This is a genomic window from Buttiauxella cochleicola, assembly GCF_021282435.1.
Taxonomy (GTDB): domain Bacteria; phylum Pseudomonadota; class Gammaproteobacteria; order Enterobacterales; family Enterobacteriaceae; genus Buttiauxella; species Buttiauxella massiliensis.
The window spans coordinates 306,474-322,840 of the sequence record NZ_JAJSOT010000003.1; the positions used below are offsets into that span (position 1 = coordinate 306,474).

Genomic DNA, 16,367 nt, shown 5'->3' on the forward strand with positions numbered 1-16,367 from the left:
ATGGAGCAGTTTAACCCGGTGGATCATCCACATCGCCGTTTTAACCCCCTAACCGGACAATGGATTCTGGTCTCTCCACATCGGGCTAAGCGCCCATGGCAAGGAGCCCAGGAAACACCATCACAGGAAACATTACCGACGCACGATCCGGATTGTTTCTTGTGTCCCGGAAATACGCGCGTCACTGGCGATAAAAATCCGCAATATACCGGCACTTTTGTTTTTACTAACGACTTTGCCGCGTTGATGACGGACACCCCAGACGCGCCTGAAAACAGCGATCCACTTTTACGTTGTGAAAGCGCTCGCGGTACCAGCCGGGTTATCTGCTTCTCCCCAGATCACAGCAAAACGCTGCCGCAACTTTCCGTAACAGCACTGGAAGAAGTGGTCAAAACCTGGCAAGAACAGACTGCGGATCTGGGTAAAACCTATCCGTGGGTGCAGGTTTTTGAAAATAAAGGCGCAGCAATGGGCTGCTCCAACCCGCATCCGCACGGCCAGGTTTGGGCAAACAGCTTCCTGCCAAACGAAGTGGCGCGTGAAGATGTGCTGCAGCGTGAATACTTTGCCAAAAATGGCTCGCCGATGTTGGTCGATTACGCACAGCGCGAGCTTAAAGACGGCAGTCGTACGGTGGTAGAAACCGAACACTGGATTGCTGTAGTGCCTTACTGGGCCGCGTGGCCGTTCGAAACGCTGCTGCTGCCAAAAGCCCATATTCTGCGTATTACCGATCTTAGCGCCGAACAAAGCAGTGATTTGGCGCTGGCGCTGAAAAAACTGACCAGCCGTTACGACAACCTTTTCCAGTGCTCATTCCCGTATTCCATGGGCTGGCACGGTGCACCGTTTAACGGTGAGGAAAATGGTCACTGGCAGTTACACGCTCATTTCTATCCGCCACTGCTGCGTAGCGCAACAGTGCGTAAATTTATGGTCGGCTATGAAATGCTGGCTGAAACCCAACGTGATTTAACCGCAGAGCAAGCCGCAGAACGCTTGCGTGCCGTATCCGATATTCACTTTCGCCAATCCGGAGAATAAAAAATGAGTCTGAAAGATAAAACCCAACATCTCTTCGCCGAACAATTTGGTTATCCGGCGACCCATACAATTCAGGCTCCAGGCCGGGTTAACCTGATTGGCGAGCACACCGATTACAATGATGGCTTTGTGCTGCCTTGTGCTATCGATTACCAAACGGTGATCGGTTGCGCGAAGCGTGACGACCGTCTGGTGCGCGTGATTGCTGCAGATTACGATAACCAAACAGATGAATTTTCGCTCGATAAGCCAATTCTGAGCCACGACACACAACAGTGGTCCAACTATGTTCGCGGTGTCGTTAAACATCTGCAAAAGCGTGATAAAAACTTCGGCGGCGCAGATTTAGTGATTAGCGGTAACGTGCCACAAGGTGCAGGCCTGAGTTCATCGGCATCACTGGAAGTCGCGGTAGGTACTGTGTTCCAGAAGCTTTATCACCTGTCGCTTGATGGCTCGCAAATTGCCTTAAATGGCCAGGAAGCTGAAAACCAATTCGTCGGCTGTAACTGCGGCATCATGGATCAGTTGATTTCAGCGTTAGGCAAAAAAGATCACGCATTGCTGATCGATTGCCGCACGCTCGGCACTAAAGCGGTTTCGATGCCGAAAGGCGTTGCTGTCGTCATTATCAACAGTAACTTCAAACGTACTCTGGTAGGCAGCGAATACAACACCCGCCGTCAGCAATGCGAAACCGGCGCGCGTTTCTTCACGCAGAAAGCACTGCGCGACGTTGAGCTCTCCAAGTTTAATGAAGTGGCTCATGAGCTTGACCCGATTGTTGCGAAACGCGTACGCCACGTCCTGACTGAAAACATCCGCACCGTAGAGGCCGCTGATGCGTTGGCAAAAGGTGATTTAAAACGTATGGGCGTGCTGATGGCTGAATCTCACGCTTCTATGCGCGATGATTTTGAAATCACCGTGCCACAAATCGATACTTTGGTTGAAATCGTCAAAGCGACTATCGGCGATAAAGGCGGCGTGCGCATGACCGGCGGCGGCTTCGGTGGTTGTATCGTGGCGCTGATTCCGGAAGATTTGGTTCCAACGGTTAAACAGGCTGTCGAAAAACAGTACGAAGCGAAAACCGGTATCAAAGAAACCTTCTATGTCTGCAAACCTTCGGAGGGCGCTGGTCAATGCTAAAAGAGACTCCACAGCTCGCACCTGACGGGCAACCCTTCCGCATCTCCACCCTGCGCAATAGCGCAGGGCTGGTGGTCACAGTAATGGACTGGGGCGCTACCCTGCTCTCGTGCCGCGTGCCGATGAAAGACGGCAGCGTGCGTGAAACGCTGCTTGGCTGCGAAACGCCGGAAGATTATCTGAATCAATCCGCTTATCTGGGTGCAACCGTTGGGCGTTATGCCAACCGCATTGCTAACAGCCAGTTTGAGCGCGATGGCGTCACTGTTAAAGTGACAGCAAATCAGGGCGCACATCAGTTGCATGGTGGGCCTGATGGTTTTGACAAACGCCGCTGGCGGATTGTGCGCCAGAATGAGCATGAGGTGCTATATACACTTGATTCTCAAGACGGCGACCAGGGATTCCCCGGTGAGTTGCGCGCAACTGCGCGTTATGCCCTTACCGAAGATAACTGTATCACCGTCGAATTCCGTGCCAAAACCAGTAAACCATGCCCGGTAAATCTGACTAATCACGCTTATTTCAATCTCGATGGTAAGCAAAACGATATTCGTCAACATCGCCTTCAATTGCTGGCAGATAGCTATTTACCCGTCGACAGCAACGGTATCCCGCAAGCTGGACTTGCCGATGTTACGAACACAGGCTTTGATTTCCGCACAGCAAAAACTATCGCCGATGATTTCCTGCATGACAACGACCAGGTGTTGGTGAAAGGCTACGACCACGCTTTCTTGTTGCAGGCGCAAGGTGATGCCAGCCTGCCCGCTGCACATGTCTGGTCGAGCGATAATAAACTGCAAATGACGGTCTATACCACCGCCCCTGCTCTGCAGTTTTATAGCGGAAATTACCTGGAAGGAACACCAGCAAGGGAGCAAGGTACCTATAGTGCTTATCAGGGCCTGGCGCTCGAAAGCGAGTTCCTGCCGGACAGCCCAAATCACCCTGAATGGCCACAACCCGATTGCTGGTTACAGCCAAATGAAGAGTATTTAAGCATTACAGAATACGAGTTTATTGCGCTTTAAATTTTTCGCCCTCCACAATGGAGGGCGAATCTTATCCTGATCGCTGGATTTCCCACCGTTTAGCGACAAAAATATAACAACCATTCACATCCACCTTACACTCCACACTCTTTTTCGCTATGTTAAACGTTTAGCATTGCCGCTTGCCCCTTTTCGGCAATATAATGATAATCGTTATCATTAATCGCAGGCTTATTAAGGAGTAAACTATGGCTGTTACTAAGCTGGTTCTGGTTCGTCACGGTGAAAGCCAGTGGAACAACGAAAACCGCTTCACCGGTTGGTATGACGTTGATCTGTCTGAGAAAGGTAAAACTGAAGCGAAAGCTGCAGGTAAACTGCTGAAAGATGAAGGCTACTCTTTCGACTTTGCTTATACCTCAGTGCTGAAACGTGCCATCCATACACTGTGGAATATCCTCGATGAACTGGACCAGGCATGGCTGCCAGTTGAGAAATCCTGGAAGCTAAATGAGCGCCACTACGGTGCACTTCAGGGTCTGAACAAAGCTGAAACTGCTGAGAAATACGGTGATGAGCAAGTTAAGCAATGGCGCCGTGGCTTTGCTATCACACCTCCAGAGCTGACGCGTGATGACGAACGTTTCCCAGGCCATGATCCACGTTATGCAAGCCTGAGCGATAAAGAGCTGCCGGTAACTGAAAGCCTGGCGCTGACTATCGATCGCGTTATCCCTTACTGGAACGAAACCATTCTGCCACGCATGAAAAGCGGCGAGCGTGTGATTGTTGCCGCTCACGGTAACTCCCTGCGTGCATTGGTTAAATTCCTCGATAACCTAAGCGAAGACGAAATTCTTGAGCTGAATATCCCAACTGGCGTACCGTTGGTATATGAGTTTGACGAGAACTTCAAACCGCTGAAGCGTTACTATTTGGGCAATGCTGATGAAATCGCAGCAAAAGCCGCAGCAGTAGCAAACCAGGGTAAAGCGAAGTAATTCGTTAGATGTGAAAAAGGCGTGGTGAGAACCACGCCTTTTTTATTGTTATCGCGTTAAAACTTAGCCGCGGCGTGCTTTTACTGCATCAGCCAGCTGGCGCAGTACGGTTTCGGTATCTTCCCAACCGATACATGCATCGGTCACGCTCTTGCCATAAACCAGCGGCTCGCTACCTTCCAGGTTCTGGTTGCCTTCTACAAGATGACTTTCAATCATCACACCAGTAATCGCAGCATCACCACCAGAAATTTGCTGGCAAACATCTGTGCACACTTCCATCTGCTTCTTAAACTGCTTGCTGCTGTTCGCGTGGCTGAAGTCGATCATCACTTGGGCAGGCAGGCCAGCTTTTTGCAGATCGGTTTTCACCTGAGCAACATGCGCTGCGCTGTAGTTTGGCTCTTTACCGCCGCGCAAGATGATGTGGCAGTCGCCATTTCCGCTGGTAGTAACGATGGCAGAGTGGCCCCATTTGGTCACAGACAGGAAGCAGTGTGGCGCACCAGCTGCATTGATCGCATCGATCGCAACTTTCATGGTGCCGTCAGTGCCATTTTTGAAGCCAACCGGGCATGAAAGGCCAGACGCCAGCTCACGGTGAACCTGAGATTCTGTAGTACGTGCACCAATGGCACCCCAGCTCATCAAGTCCGCCAGATACTGCGGGGTGATCATATCCAGGAACTCACCTGCCGCTGGTAGACCAGAGTCGTTGATATCCAGCAATAACTTACGGGCAATACGCAAGCCATCGTTGATCTGGTAGCTGCTGTCCATATGCGGATCGTTGATCAGACCTTTCCAGCCCACCGTTGTGCGTGGTTTTTCGAAGTAGACACGCATAACGATTTCCAGCTCACCTTGCAATTCTTCACGCAGTGTCAATAAGCGCGCGCCATACTCTTTCGCAGCTTTGATATCGTGAATTGAGCAAGGGCCAATGACAACCAGCAGGCGATCATCATTTCCTTTCAGAATTTTATGAATCGCTTTGCGCGCGCCAGATACGGTTGCGGCGGCTTTTTCAGTGGCGGGGAATTTTTCGAGCAGCGCTACTGGCGGTAAAAGTTCGTTGATTTCTTTAATACGTAAGTCGTCATTCTGATAATTCATGATATTTCCGGGAATGGCCTTGAGATTTAGCTTAGTTGCAATCCTTTCAATCTATCGCTTCAGACCTGAAGTGTAAACGGGCTTTTACACTTCAGGCAGAATATTCCTGGAAACGACCTAAAAAGCGTCAAAAAATGGTAAAAACCCGGTTTCCCGCTACAATTTTTAATTGTTAACACTGAAAAACACTCAATTAGCAAAATTGTATTCTGATGCGGCTTTCATGGCTGACATATTTAGCCGATAAAAGCACCAGGCACAGAATAAAGCCAGTGCACTGTTGGAAGAAGTTATCCAGCAATAACGACCATAACAGGAGCATTAAATGAATAAATTAACTGCACTTTTCCTGACAGCAACCCTTTCTGTAGCAAGCAGTCTGGCAATGGCCGCTGAAACCAGCGGGAGCAATAACGGCCAGGCAAACGCAAGTGCCGAAGCAGGCCAGGTTGCACCCGACGCGAATCAGAATCTCGCACCCAAAAACGTCGATAATAGCAATATCAATAATGGCGGCACTATGCTTCATCCTAATGGCTCAACCAGCAGCAGCGGTATGACCAACGATGGGATGAGCAAAGATGAAATCCATAAAAATTCGATGTGTAAGGACGGGAAATGCCCGGATATGAACAAAAAGGTAGAAACCGGTAGCGGAGATGACGTGAACACGAAAGTGGACGGCACCTCGCAGTAAATTAAGCCCGGAAAATAAAGGGGAGAGCTTAGGCTCTCCTTTTTTATGAGCGTTATTCAACAAGTTATCAATGTTAGTGGTTATAATTAGCGCATTGTTGCTTTACGGATACAGAGGAACCATGGCGCATACACATCAACATACCCCGAGTGATTCCAACTCCAGGCGCCTTCTGTGGGCTTTTGCCGTCACAGCAATCTTTATGGTGGCCGAAGTCATCGGTGGTGTGCTTTCTGGCTCGCTTGCCCTGCTCGCTGACGCGGGTCATATGCTGACAGATGCAGCGGCATTACTGGTGGCTTTGCTGGCAGTACAGTTTGCGCGCCGTCCAGCAAATACTCGCCATACCTTCGGTTGGTTAAGGTTGACGACACTTGCAGCCTTTGTGAATGCCATTGCTCTGGTGGTGATAACCATTCTGATTGTCTGGGAGGCAGTAGTTCGTTTTTATCATCCGCAACCCATAGCCGGCTGGACGATGCTGATTATTGCGTTTGCCGGGTTACTGGCGAATCTATTTTCGTTCTGGATTTTGCATCGTGGAAACGAAGAAAAAAATATTAACGTTCGCGCTGCAGCTCTGCACGTTTTGGGAGATTTGTTAGGTTCGGTAGGAGCCATTGCTGCGGCACTGATCATTCTTTGGACAGGCTGGACACCTATTGACCCTATCCTTTCCATCCTGGTTTCGTGCCTGGTGTTACGTAGCGCATGGAGTTTGCTCAAAGAGAGCGTCAATGAACTTCTCGAAGGCGCACCTCATGCTTTTGATATTCCGGTACTGAAGCGCAAACTGGCCAGAACCATCCCGGAAGTACGGAATGTTCATCATGTCCATATCTGGTTAGTTGGTGAGAAACCGTTGATGACTCTTCATGTTCAGGTGGTACCTCCGCACGATCACGATGCTCTGCTAGAACGCATCCACCATTTTTTAAAAGAGGAATATCAGATTGAGCATGCGACGGTGCAGATGGAGTATCAGCTTTGCCAGGGGCAGGATTGCGACTTAAACGAGCATGACCATCATGGCCATGCTCATCATCACCACTGATTAGGAAAAGGCGCGTGAACCCCGTTCATGCGCACTTTTGATCCACATGCGGCTACCGTTGAGCGCAATAAACGTCAGGATCAAATACTCCAGCGACATTGCATAGACGCCCTGCAGGGCAAAAATAACCACGCTAATCATGTTAATGATCACCCAAAGTAGCCAGTTTTCGACGTACTTACGAGTCATCAGAATCATCGCCACAATGGACAGTACCATCATGCAAGAGTCCCAGAATGGGAAAGCATCAGGTTGAAGATCAGGCATCGTTACATTCATGCCTGAAGCCTGCATAACGGAAACCGCCGTACGAGTCAGGAAAGCAAATACCAGATCGATGAATATTGTCATCAGCCCAATAGCACCGACGCAGAATACAATCCAGGCCAGCGCCTTAGGTAACGGTAACCAACGAATATGGAGTGCAGCCTGATTGTCACTGGTCTGTCTCGACCAGGCATACCAGCCATAAATATTAGCTGCAAAGAAGAACAGTTGTAGCAACAGGCTCGCATAGAGTTGAATCTGGAAGAAAATAATCGCAAATAGAGTGACGTTAATTAAACCAAATGCGTAGTTGCTGATTTTCTCAAGACTTGCCAGCCAGATACACAATAAACCCGCCACTGTCCCGACTGCCTCAATCCACGATAAATCATACCCGCCAGCCCCGATGGGTATGTGAACCAAAATGTTCTGCGTGCTAAAAAAGTCCATATTCGCTCCTTAAGGTATTCCCAAAATAATTGGAGCTGCATCGAGGGTACGTGAACGTAGCCAACATAGATGCAGCTTCAAATATGACAGGATAAAATCCTTACGCATTACCCTTAACGTTGCGTCGCAACTCAGCGGCAAAATCTAACATTCGATTTAAAGGCACCAGCGCGCCCTCACGCAGCGCAGCATCAACATGGATCTCGTGTGCCGCTCCACCTTGCTCCAATCCCTCAGCGATGGCTTTAAGGCCATTCATCGCCATCCATGGGCAATGTGCACAGGTACGGCACGTTGCACCTTCTCCTGCGGTTGGCGCTTCGAACAATTCTTTATCCGGGCATGCCTGCTGCATTTTGTAGAAAATGCCACGATCCGTGGCCACTATAAGTTTCTTGTGGGGCAACGTTTTCGCTGCAGCAATCAGTTGGCTGGTAGAACCGACAGCATCGGCCAAATCAACGATTGCTTGCGGTGATTCAGGGTGAACCAATACTGCTGCATCCGGATAAAGTGCTTTCATGCGGGTCAATGCCTGAGTTTTAAACTCGTCATGCACAATACACGCACCTTGCCAGCACAACACGTCAGCACCAGTCTGCTTTTGAACGTAATTTCCCAGATGACGATCCGGTGCCCAGATGATTTTCTCGCCCAGGCTGTCCAGATGTTCAATTAATTCAACTGCAATGCTGGAAGTCACAACCCAATCCGCACGCGCTTTTACCGCTGCGGAAGTATTAGCATAGACCACCACTGTGCGATCAGGGTGTTGATCGCAGAAGGCGTTGAACTCTTCGATTGGGCAGCCGAGGTCCAAAGAACACTCTGCATTCAGAGTTGGCATCAGAACGGTTTTTTCTGGGCTCAGGATTTTCGAGGTTTCCCCCATAAAGCGCACCCCAGCCACCAACAGCGTGGTTGCTGGATGATTGGCTCCGAAACGCGCCATCTCCAGCGAATCAGAGATACAGCCCCCCGTCTCTTCAGCCAGAGCCTGAATTTCAGGATCAGTGTAGTAATGAGCCACCATCACAGCATTCCGCTCTTTCAGCAGGCGCTTGATTTTCTCACGGTAAAATTGCTTTTCATCCGCGCTCAAAGGCTGTGGTTTAGGTGGGAAGGGATAAATCGCTGCTTCTGGATCGAACATTACGCTCATAGTGCTTTCTCGTTTGACTGACTTAACCAAATTAGCACTATTCTGGCGAAGACCTACCAGAAATGGCCACGGTTGTTTTGTATGCTAAACAAGATAGCGAATTATGGCGGGATTGTCGTGAGGAATTTACAGTTACCTAAGCCCAATGCCTTCCTTCTGCAGAAGGAAGAAATCGTTCGGGCTGTAGAAACGAAAAAAGCGCCCAAAGGCGCTTTTTTCTGAATTTGGTGGGGCGTGCAGGATTCGAACCTGCGACCAATTGATTAAAAGTCAACTGCTCTACCAACTGAGCTAACGCCCCGAATGGTGGGTGATGACGGGCTCGAACCGCCGACCCCCTCCGTGTAAAGGAGGTGCTCTACCAACTGAGCTAATCACCCAAACTTCGGTACTACTTCATACTACTTCGCACTACTTAAATATTGGTGGGGCGTGCAGGATTCGAACCTGCGACCAATTGATTAAAAGTCAACTGCTCTACCAACTGAGCTAACGCCCCGCAATGCGGTTTACTGCTAATTTCACTCGAGGAGTGGTGGGGCGTGCAGGATTATTCGGCCTTTGGCCTCACCCTTCGGGTCGTTGCTATGCAACGTTGTTTCGCTTTCGCTCAACTCGAACCTGCTGCAGGTTCAAACCCTTCACGACTCACTTACTTCGCACTACTTAAATATTGGTGGGGCGTGCAGGATTCGAACCTGCGACCAATTGATTAAAAGTCAACTGCTCTACCAACTGAGCTAACGCCCCGCTATGCGGTTTACTGCTTCTTCAAATAATTACTGCATCGAAATTGGTGGGGCGTGCAGGATGATTCGGCCTTTGGCCTCACCCTCCGGGTCGTTGCTACGCAACACTGTTTCGCTTTCGCTCAACTCGAACCTGCTGCAGGTTCAAACCCTTCACGTTCACTTCTTTCAAACTGCATCGAAATTGGTGGGGCGTGCAGGATTCGAACCTGCGACCAATTGATTAAAAGTCAACTGCTCTACCAACTGAGCTAACGCCCCAATTTCGTGTCACTTTCGGTTTGTTTGATATCCCTTGGCAACGGCGGCATATATTACTGATTTAAGATTTTGACGCAACAAGAATTTCGATCAAGATCACCTAATGGCTTGTGTTTTGTCCGGCTTGACCAGAAAAGCAGCAATATCTGGTCAGGCCGCACACACTACATCGCATTCAGACGTTTTTGAGCCTGCTTTGCGCCTTCGGTATTTGGGAACTGTTTGATCACTTGTTGATACACAGCTTTCGCTTTTGCGGTATCGCCTTTGTCTTGCATGATCACACCGACTTTATACATTGCATCTGGAGCCTTAGGTGATTTCGGGTAATTTTTCACCACAGAGGCAAAATAAAACGCCGCATCATCCTTTTTCCCCTTGTTGTAATTCAACTGACCTAACCAATAATTTGCATTTGGCTGGTAAGTTGAATCTGGGTACTTTTTAACAAAACTCTGAAATGCAGCAAGGGCTTCATCCTGACGGGACTTATCCTGCACCATGGCAATAGCCGCATTGTAGTCGCTGTTAGCGTCACCACCTTGCACTGGGGCTGCTGCAGCTGGTGTTTCAGCTGCAGCACCAGGTGTAGCTGCCGCTGCAGCCCCCTGATCGGTACTACCAGCCGCTTGTCCTGCTGCTGCACCACCACTACCAAGGCTGTCTATCTGCAATAAAATTTGCTTCTGACGCTCAACAACCTGATTCAATTGGTATTGGCTTTCCTGAATTTGACCACGCAGGGAATCAATATCATTTTGATTATCAGAGAGTTGTTGTTGGAGTTGAGTTAAAAGTTGACTATGAGCGTTAGAAATACGCTCGAGTTGAGTGACACGGTCTTCGACCGAGCCTGAGCCGACACTACTGATTGGCGCCTGAGCAGTAGCGGCCCAGGGGGCCGCTATGCCAACCAGTAACGACAGACTCAACAAGTGATGTCTGAGGTTACTGTTCATGCAGTTCTCTTAGTAAACCAGTACGGCACGACGGTTTTTAGCGTAAGCCGCTTCGTCATGACCCAGTACTGCTGGTTTTTCTTTACCGTAAGAAACGATGGAGATCTGGTCTGCAGAAACGCCTTTACCTTGCAGGTACATCTTAACAGCGCTAGCACGACGCTCACCCAGGGCAATGTTATATTCCGGGGTACCACGTTCGTCCGCATGACCTTCTACGGTCACTTTGTAAGATGGGTTGCTACGCAGGAAGTTAGCGTGTGCATCCAGCATTGCAGCGAAGTCAGAAGAAACATCATACTTATCCAGACCGAAGTATACGATGTTGTTCTGTTGCAGCTGTTGCATCTGCAGGCGAGCCTGTTCTTCAGATGACATGTTGCCATTGCTACCGTTAGCGTCCATACCAGTGCCGGCGCCCAGCATACCTTCGCCGCTCTCGTTGTTGGCGCTCTTGTTAGAACTACACGCAGCGATTGCCATAACAGGCAGTGCCAGCATCAGCCCTTTCAGCACTTTGTTCAGTTGCATTTCTTTGATCCTTTAATATTTTATTATCACAGATACGGCGACCAGGCAGGAGATTTAACCTGACCATCGGTTGCCGGAAGACGCGCTTTGAAACGCCCATCTGTTGAGACCAGATTCAGCACAGATCCCATCCCCTGAGAAGAGCTGTAGATTACCATCGTGCCGTTAGGTGCCAGACTTGGCGTTTCATCCAGGAACGTTGACGATAAAGTTTGTACGCCACCCGCTACCAGATCCTGTTTGGCGATGTGTTGCTGCCCACTATTGGAGCTCACCATCACCATAAACTTACCGTCGGAACTCACATCAGCATTCTGGTTCTGAGGACCTTCCCAGGACAGACGCTGTGGAGCACCACCGTTGATATTCACTTTATAAATCTGCGGACGCCCAGCCTGGTCAGAGGTATAAGCTACATTCTGGCTATCCGGGAACCACGTTGGTTCTGTATTGTTGCTGCGTCCATCAGTTACCTGACGAATCTGACCAGAAGCTATGTCCATAACATACAGGTTCATACTACCGGTTTTAGATAGCGTGAAGGCCAGTTTGCTGCCGTCTGGAGAAAATGCTGGCGCACCGTTATGACGAGGGAACGAAGCTACCTGACGAATTGCACCATTCGCCAGAGTCTGAATAACCAGAGCAGAACGGCCACTTTCAAATGTTACATAAGCCAGTTTGCTGCCGTCTGGAGACCATGCTGGTGACATCAGCGGTTCAGGAGAACGTTTGACAACATTGGTGTTGTAGCCATCGTAATCAGATACGCGCAGTTCATACGGGAACTGGCCGCCGTTAGTCTGCACCACATAAGCGATACGAGTACGGAACGCACCTTTAATGCCTGTCAGCTTCTCAAACACTTCATCACTTGCGGTATGACCAGCATAGCGAATCCACTGTTTGTTCACCTTGTAGGAGTTCTGCGCAAGCACAGTACCAGGTGCACCAGAAGTATCAACCAACTGGTAAGCAACGGTATAGCTGCCATCACCGTTTGGTGTAACCTGGCCTACAACAACGGCATCAATACCCAGAGCAGTCCACGCGGCCGGTTGCACTTCCTGAGCGGAGCCAGGCTGCTGCGGTAAGCGTGAACGATCCAGTGGATTGAATTTGCCGCTATTACGTAAGTCTGCAGCAACGATGCCACCAATATCTTCTGGCGCGGCACCGGGGCCTCCCCATTTAAATGGCGCAACACCAATTGGACGTGCTGAGTCCACCCCTTGGGTGATCTCAATACGGACTTCTGCGTGCAGTACTGCTGCCCACAGCATTAAAAAACTTAAAGCTACTCGAAATGCCTGCTTCATCATATCTCCCTTATCTGGACCCAAAGCCCACGATAATTTAGCAGAATGTTAACAAACTCAAATACACAAAACTACCAAAACCCTGTGACACAGCCTGGTTAGTTTTCCCCGCTTTCGCGAGGAAAATTTTACTGTGGCTTAAAGTCGATAGGCGCGTTTTTGAAAGCTTCATAAACGTCCTGGCTTGGCGGCTTCGGAATCTTCGCCAGACGTGCTGCCGCAATGGCAGCCTGACACAGGGCCGGGTCGCCACCTTCTGATTTGATATCAAGAAGTAAACCATCAGGAGCCAGTTTTATGCGCAATGAACAGGTCTTACCACTAAAGGCAGGGTCCTGGTAAAACTTACTTTCTATTGCTGCTTTTATCTGACCTGCGTAACCATTGATTTCAGCACCAGAAGCGCCATTATTTTTATTATTCCCTTTCCCAGCCGGAGCTGCGCTATTACCTTTTGCTCCTGCACCCGTTTTCGGTGCATTCTTACCTGAGCTCAAGTCGCCAAATAGATCGTCAACGCCCGCAGCGGCAGCTTTATCGGCAGCGGCTTTCTCAGCAGCAGCCTTTTTCTTAGCATCTGCAGCAGCTTTCTTATCAGCAGCACCTTTTGCAGCAGCAGCCTTATCGGCCGCGGCTTTTTCAGACGCAGCTTTCTCGGCGGCGGCAGCTTCTGCTGCTGCTTTTTTCTCAGCATCAGCAGCCTTTTTAGCAGCTTCAGCGGCGGCTTTCTTCTCAGCATCTTGCTGAGCTTTCTTCGCTGCAGCATCTGCGGCTTTCTTCTCGGCTTCCTGCTGAGATTTTTTCGCCGCAGCAGCGGCTTCAGCAGCTGCTTTTTTCTCTGCATCAGCGGCTTTTTTAGCTGCTTCCTCAGTCGCTTTCTTTTGTGCATCTGCAGCAGCTTTCTTCGCCGCTTCTTCCGCAGCCTTCGCCTGAGCGTCAGCCTGAGATTTGGCCTGAGCATCAGCTTGGGCTTTGGCATCTGCTTTGGCTTTCGCCGCCGCTGCTTCAGCTTGCTTCTGTTGCTCCTGCGCTTCTTTCGCGGCTTCTTGCGCTTGCTTCTGCTGATCTGCTTGTTGCTTCGCTTGTTCCTGCGCTTCCAGGCGTTCTTTCTCCAGTTGCTTCAGACGCTGTTGTTCAGCAGCCTGTTTTTCCTGAAGTTCTTCCGCCTGCTGTTGCGCTTGTTTCTCGCGTTGCTCTGCCGCACGTTTACTGCTCGCCTGCTGTTGCTGCTGGCGATTGTACTGCTGAACAACTGCACCTGGGTCGACCATGACCGCGTCAATAGCCGAACCTCCACCGCCGCCAGCACTGGCGTCGATGTGTTCGTCAAACGAGCTCCAAATCAGGATTGCAATCAAAATGATATGCAGGATCACTGAGACGATTATCGCGCGCTTGAGCTTATCGTTTTCTATGGTTGCCTTTGACACTATCGGTTCCCAAATATAGCAAGATATATCCGTCATACTTCAAGTTGCAGGGGCGTTGGCTGCAACATGAATTATTTAGGAATAGATCAGATTGGCTGCGTCATCAGACCGACGGATTTAACACCTGCACTGTGCAGCATGTTCAGTGCTTTGATGATTTCCTCATAAGGAACATCTTTAGCACCACCGATCAAAAAGACCGTTTTTGGATTTGCCTGCAAACGACGTTGTGCTTCCGCAACAACCTGTTCTGACGGCAACTGATCCATACGATCTTTCTCTACCACCACGCTGTACTGCCCTACCCCGGACACTTCAATAATGACCGGCGGTTCATCGTTACTGCTCACCGTCTGCGAATCTGTCGCATCCGGCAAATCTACCTCAACGCTTTGTGTAATGATTGGAGCCGTTGCCATAAAAATAAGCAACAATACCAACAGTACGTCCAGCAGAGGAACGATGTTAATTTCGGACTTTAATTCCCGACGACCACGCCCACGTCCACGTCTGGCCATGACTTACCCCTTACTGCTTATCGCTGCTGGTAAAAGCCTGACGGTGCAGGATAGCCGTGAACTCTTCCATGAAGTTGTCGTAATTCAATTCCAGTTTGTTCACACGTTGGTTCAGGCGGTTATACGCCATAACCGCAGGGATTGCAGCGAACAGGCCGATTGCAGTTGCAATCAGTGCTTCTGCAATACCTGGAGCAACCATCTGCAATGTCGCTTGTTTCACCGCACCGAGTGCGATAAATGCGTGCATGATCCCCCAAACCGTACCAAACAGACCGATATACGGGCTGATGGAACCCACGGTTCCGAGGAAAGGAATGTGCGTTTCTAGCGTTTCCAACTCACGACTCATGGAAATACGCATGGCGCGAGATGCCCCTTCAACGACCGCTTCAGGTGCGTGCGTATTAGCACGATGCAGTCGGGCAAACTCTTTAAAGCCTGAATAGAAAATTTGTTCAGAGCCAGCAAGACTGTCACGGCGGCCCTGGCTTTCTTGATAGAGACGGGACAATTCAATGCCCGACCAGAACTTATCTTCAAAAGCTTCTGCTTCACGAGTAGCAGCATTGAGGATTCGCGTTCGCTGAATAATGATTGCCCATGATGCAATGGAAAAACCAATCAAAATCAACATGATAAATTTGACCAGAAGGCTTGCCTTCAGGAACAAATCAAGGATATTCATGTCAGTCACTGCTTGAACTCCGCGACAATAGACTTGGGAAGCGCACGAGGCTTCATTAGGTGTGGATCAACACAGACGATCAGGACCTCAGCTTCGTTGAGTACCTGATTATCGGCATTGACGATTCGCTGTGTAAATACCATAGAGGTACCACGCATCGATGTAATTTCACTTTGGATTTCGAGTAAATCGTCGAGTCGGGCAGGCGCCAAATAATCCACAGTCATTCTGCGGACAACAAAGGCGACGCGCTCTGCCAACAAATCTTGCTGGCTAAAATGGTGATGGCGCAACATTTCAGTGCGTGCTCTTTCATAGAAAGCAACATAACTGGCGTGGTATACCACACCACCGGCGTCAGTGTCTTCGTAATAGACACGAACCGGCCATCGAAACAGCGTTGTACTCACAATACATCCCGGTAATGCAATTTAACGTTGCTACTATACGCAAGAGGATGGGGGTTGGGAATGGGTAGCATTAAACGTTAGGTAAATATTTATGGGCTTGTTAAAGCCCATAAATTTTAAGTGAAATGCGCTGAGGTTAAAGAAGCATCAGAAGAAGAAAATAGCCAGTCCTGCCAGCAAGACTAATTGTGCGGGTAATGGGCTAAAAACCCCCTGCCACAGCACTTTACGAGGGCGAAAACCCACGCCATGAATCACGCCGGTGCATACAGCCCACATCAGCAAAAAACCATGCCAGACTTCAAGACTACTGGTTTTCGCCGCAAAGCGGGGCGGGTCCCAAAATATACACACGGCAAGAACTAATGCCATTATCAAGGAAAGAGCCCTTAAAGGGCTCTTATCCATTACCGCATAAAGCTTCGCGATAATTGCTTCCATCAAATTTCTTCTTTACCGGCTTTAGCAGCTTCAACATGCTCAAGTGCCAGGGCGGTAATGATGCCAAAAGCACAGGCAAGAAGCGTCCCCAGAATCCATGCAAAGTACCACATAATCAGC

General features: G+C 49.5%; 18 protein-coding genes, 5 tRNA genes and 2 other RNA genes. 6 read left to right on the top strand and 19 right to left on the bottom strand.

Annotated features, from left to right (window positions below):
- From galT to gpmA, 4 genes are all read left to right on the top strand, one after another.
- Window positions 1–1,047 carry a galactose-1-phosphate uridylyltransferase gene (gene galT / locus LVQ77_RS10285; RefSeq protein WP_232866900.1) on the top strand — a complete coding sequence of 349 codons (1,047 nt, stop codon included), beginning with the start codon at window positions 1–3 and terminating at the stop codon, window positions 1,045–1,047.
- Between the two features lie 3 nt (window positions 1,048–1,050).
- Window positions 1,051–2,199, top strand: coding sequence for a galactokinase (galK, locus tag LVQ77_RS10290; RefSeq protein WP_232904389.1), 1,149 nt, complete (start codon window positions 1,051–1,053; stop codon window positions 2,197–2,199).
- Window positions 2,193–3,233 (top strand): galactose-1-epimerase, encoded by a 1,041-nt coding sequence (gene galM, locus LVQ77_RS10295; RefSeq protein WP_232904390.1) that lies wholly within the window; start codon window positions 2,193–2,195, stop codon window positions 3,231–3,233. The genes galK and galM overlap by 7 nt, the downstream gene beginning before the upstream one ends.
- A gap of 209 nt (window positions 3,234–3,442) precedes the next feature.
- On the top strand, window positions 3,443–4,195 hold the full coding sequence (gene gpmA, locus LVQ77_RS10300) for a 2,3-diphosphoglycerate-dependent phosphoglycerate mutase (RefSeq protein WP_064512586.1): 753 nt from the start codon (window positions 3,443–3,445) through the stop codon (window positions 4,193–4,195).
- A gap of 63 nt (window positions 4,196–4,258) precedes the next feature.
- Here gpmA and aroG read toward each other — a convergent pair whose 3' ends face one another.
- Window positions 4,259–5,311, bottom strand: a complete 1,053-nt coding sequence (gene aroG / locus LVQ77_RS10305) for a 3-deoxy-7-phosphoheptulonate synthase AroG (RefSeq protein ID WP_232866909.1) — start codon at window positions 5,309–5,311, stop codon at window positions 4,259–4,261.
- Between the two features lie 325 nt (window positions 5,312–5,636).
- Here aroG and LVQ77_RS10310 point away from each other — a divergent pair, with 325 nt between their 5' ends.
- Together LVQ77_RS10310 and zitB are read left to right on the top strand one after the other, a co-directional pair.
- Window positions 5,637–6,008: a YbgS-like family protein gene (locus LVQ77_RS10310; RefSeq protein ID WP_151994519.1), complete on the top strand. Its 372-nt coding sequence runs from the start codon at window positions 5,637–5,639 to the stop codon at window positions 6,006–6,008.
- A gap of 121 nt (window positions 6,009–6,129) precedes the next feature.
- Window positions 6,130–7,062, top strand: a complete 933-nt coding sequence (gene zitB / locus LVQ77_RS10315; protein WP_232867034.1) for a CDF family zinc transporter ZitB — start codon at window positions 6,130–6,132, stop codon at window positions 7,060–7,062.
- Here the strand turns inward: zitB and pnuC are convergent, their stop codons facing one another.
- The 18 genes from pnuC to cydX form a co-directional block, all read right to left on the bottom strand.
- The gene (pnuC, locus tag LVQ77_RS10320; protein WP_232904391.1) at window positions 7,063–7,779 is read right to left on the bottom strand and encodes a nicotinamide riboside transporter PnuC; all 717 of its coding nucleotides are present in this window, start codon (window positions 7,777–7,779) and stop codon (window positions 7,063–7,065) included.
- A 100-nt stretch (window positions 7,780–7,879) separates the two neighbouring features.
- Window positions 7,880–8,941, bottom strand: a complete 1,062-nt coding sequence (gene nadA, locus LVQ77_RS10325) for a quinolinate synthase NadA (protein WP_232867031.1) — start codon at window positions 8,939–8,941, stop codon at window positions 7,880–7,882.
- Window positions 8,942–9,166: 225 nt separating this feature from the next.
- Window positions 9,167–9,242, bottom strand: a tRNA-Lys gene (locus tag LVQ77_RS10330).
- 3 nt (window positions 9,243–9,245) lie between these two features.
- Window positions 9,246–9,321: transfer RNA gene (locus LVQ77_RS10335), tRNA-Val, on the bottom strand.
- Between the two features lie 43 nt (window positions 9,322–9,364).
- A tRNA-Lys gene (locus LVQ77_RS10340) sits at window positions 9,365–9,440 on the bottom strand.
- A 34-nt stretch (window positions 9,441–9,474) separates the two neighbouring features.
- Window positions 9,475–9,600, bottom strand: a non-coding RNA gene (locus tag LVQ77_RS10345) — RtT sRNA.
- A 15-nt stretch (window positions 9,601–9,615) separates the two neighbouring features.
- Window positions 9,616–9,691: transfer RNA gene (locus LVQ77_RS10350), tRNA-Lys, on the bottom strand.
- A gap of 44 nt (window positions 9,692–9,735) precedes the next feature.
- Window positions 9,736–9,861, bottom strand: a non-coding RNA gene (locus LVQ77_RS10355) — RtT sRNA.
- Between the two features lie 14 nt (window positions 9,862–9,875).
- A tRNA-Lys gene (locus LVQ77_RS10360) sits at window positions 9,876–9,951 on the bottom strand.
- Window positions 9,952–10,115: 164 nt separating this feature from the next.
- Window positions 10,116–10,910 carry a cell division protein CpoB gene (cpoB, locus tag LVQ77_RS10365; protein WP_232904392.1) on the bottom strand — a complete coding sequence of 265 codons (795 nt, stop codon included), beginning with the start codon at window positions 10,908–10,910 and terminating at the stop codon, window positions 10,116–10,118.
- Window positions 10,911–10,919: 9 nt separating this feature from the next.
- Complete coding sequence (gene pal / locus LVQ77_RS10370) at window positions 10,920–11,441, bottom strand: peptidoglycan-associated lipoprotein Pal (protein ID WP_064512605.1); 522 nt, start codon at window positions 11,439–11,441, stop codon at window positions 10,920–10,922.
- A gap of 26 nt (window positions 11,442–11,467) precedes the next feature.
- Entirely contained in the window at window positions 11,468–12,760 is a 1,293-nt protein-coding gene (gene tolB / locus LVQ77_RS10375; RefSeq protein WP_034458746.1) for a Tol-Pal system beta propeller repeat protein TolB, read from the bottom strand.
- A gap of 128 nt (window positions 12,761–12,888) precedes the next feature.
- Entirely contained in the window at window positions 12,889–14,190 is a 1,302-nt protein-coding gene (tolA, locus tag LVQ77_RS10380) for a cell envelope integrity protein TolA (protein WP_232904393.1), read from the bottom strand.
- Window positions 14,191–14,276: 86 nt separating this feature from the next.
- Window positions 14,277–14,708 (bottom strand): colicin uptake protein TolR, encoded by a 432-nt coding sequence (tolR, locus tag LVQ77_RS10385; protein ID WP_064559844.1) that lies wholly within the window; start codon window positions 14,706–14,708, stop codon window positions 14,277–14,279.
- Window positions 14,709–14,718: 10 nt separating this feature from the next.
- Entirely contained in the window at window positions 14,719–15,405 is a 687-nt protein-coding gene (tolQ, locus tag LVQ77_RS10390) for a Tol-Pal system protein TolQ (protein ID WP_074391983.1), read from the bottom strand.
- Window positions 15,402–15,806, bottom strand: coding sequence for a tol-pal system-associated acyl-CoA thioesterase (gene ybgC, locus LVQ77_RS10395; protein ID WP_034458754.1), 405 nt, complete (start codon window positions 15,804–15,806; stop codon window positions 15,402–15,404). Before ybgC ends, tolQ begins: the two co-directional genes overlap by 4 nt.
- Window positions 15,807–15,953: 147 nt before the next feature.
- A complete protein-coding gene (ybgE, locus tag LVQ77_RS10400) occupies window positions 15,954–16,247 on the bottom strand; it encodes a cyd operon protein YbgE (protein ID WP_232904394.1) in 294 nt (97 codons plus the stop codon).
- Window positions 16,247–16,360 carry a cytochrome bd-I oxidase subunit CydX gene (gene cydX / locus LVQ77_RS10405; RefSeq protein WP_064512614.1) on the bottom strand — a complete coding sequence of 38 codons (114 nt, stop codon included), beginning with the start codon at window positions 16,358–16,360 and terminating at the stop codon, window positions 16,247–16,249. The genes ybgE and cydX overlap by 1 nt, the downstream gene beginning before the upstream one ends.
- Between the last annotated feature and the right edge of the window lie 7 nt (window positions 16,361–16,367).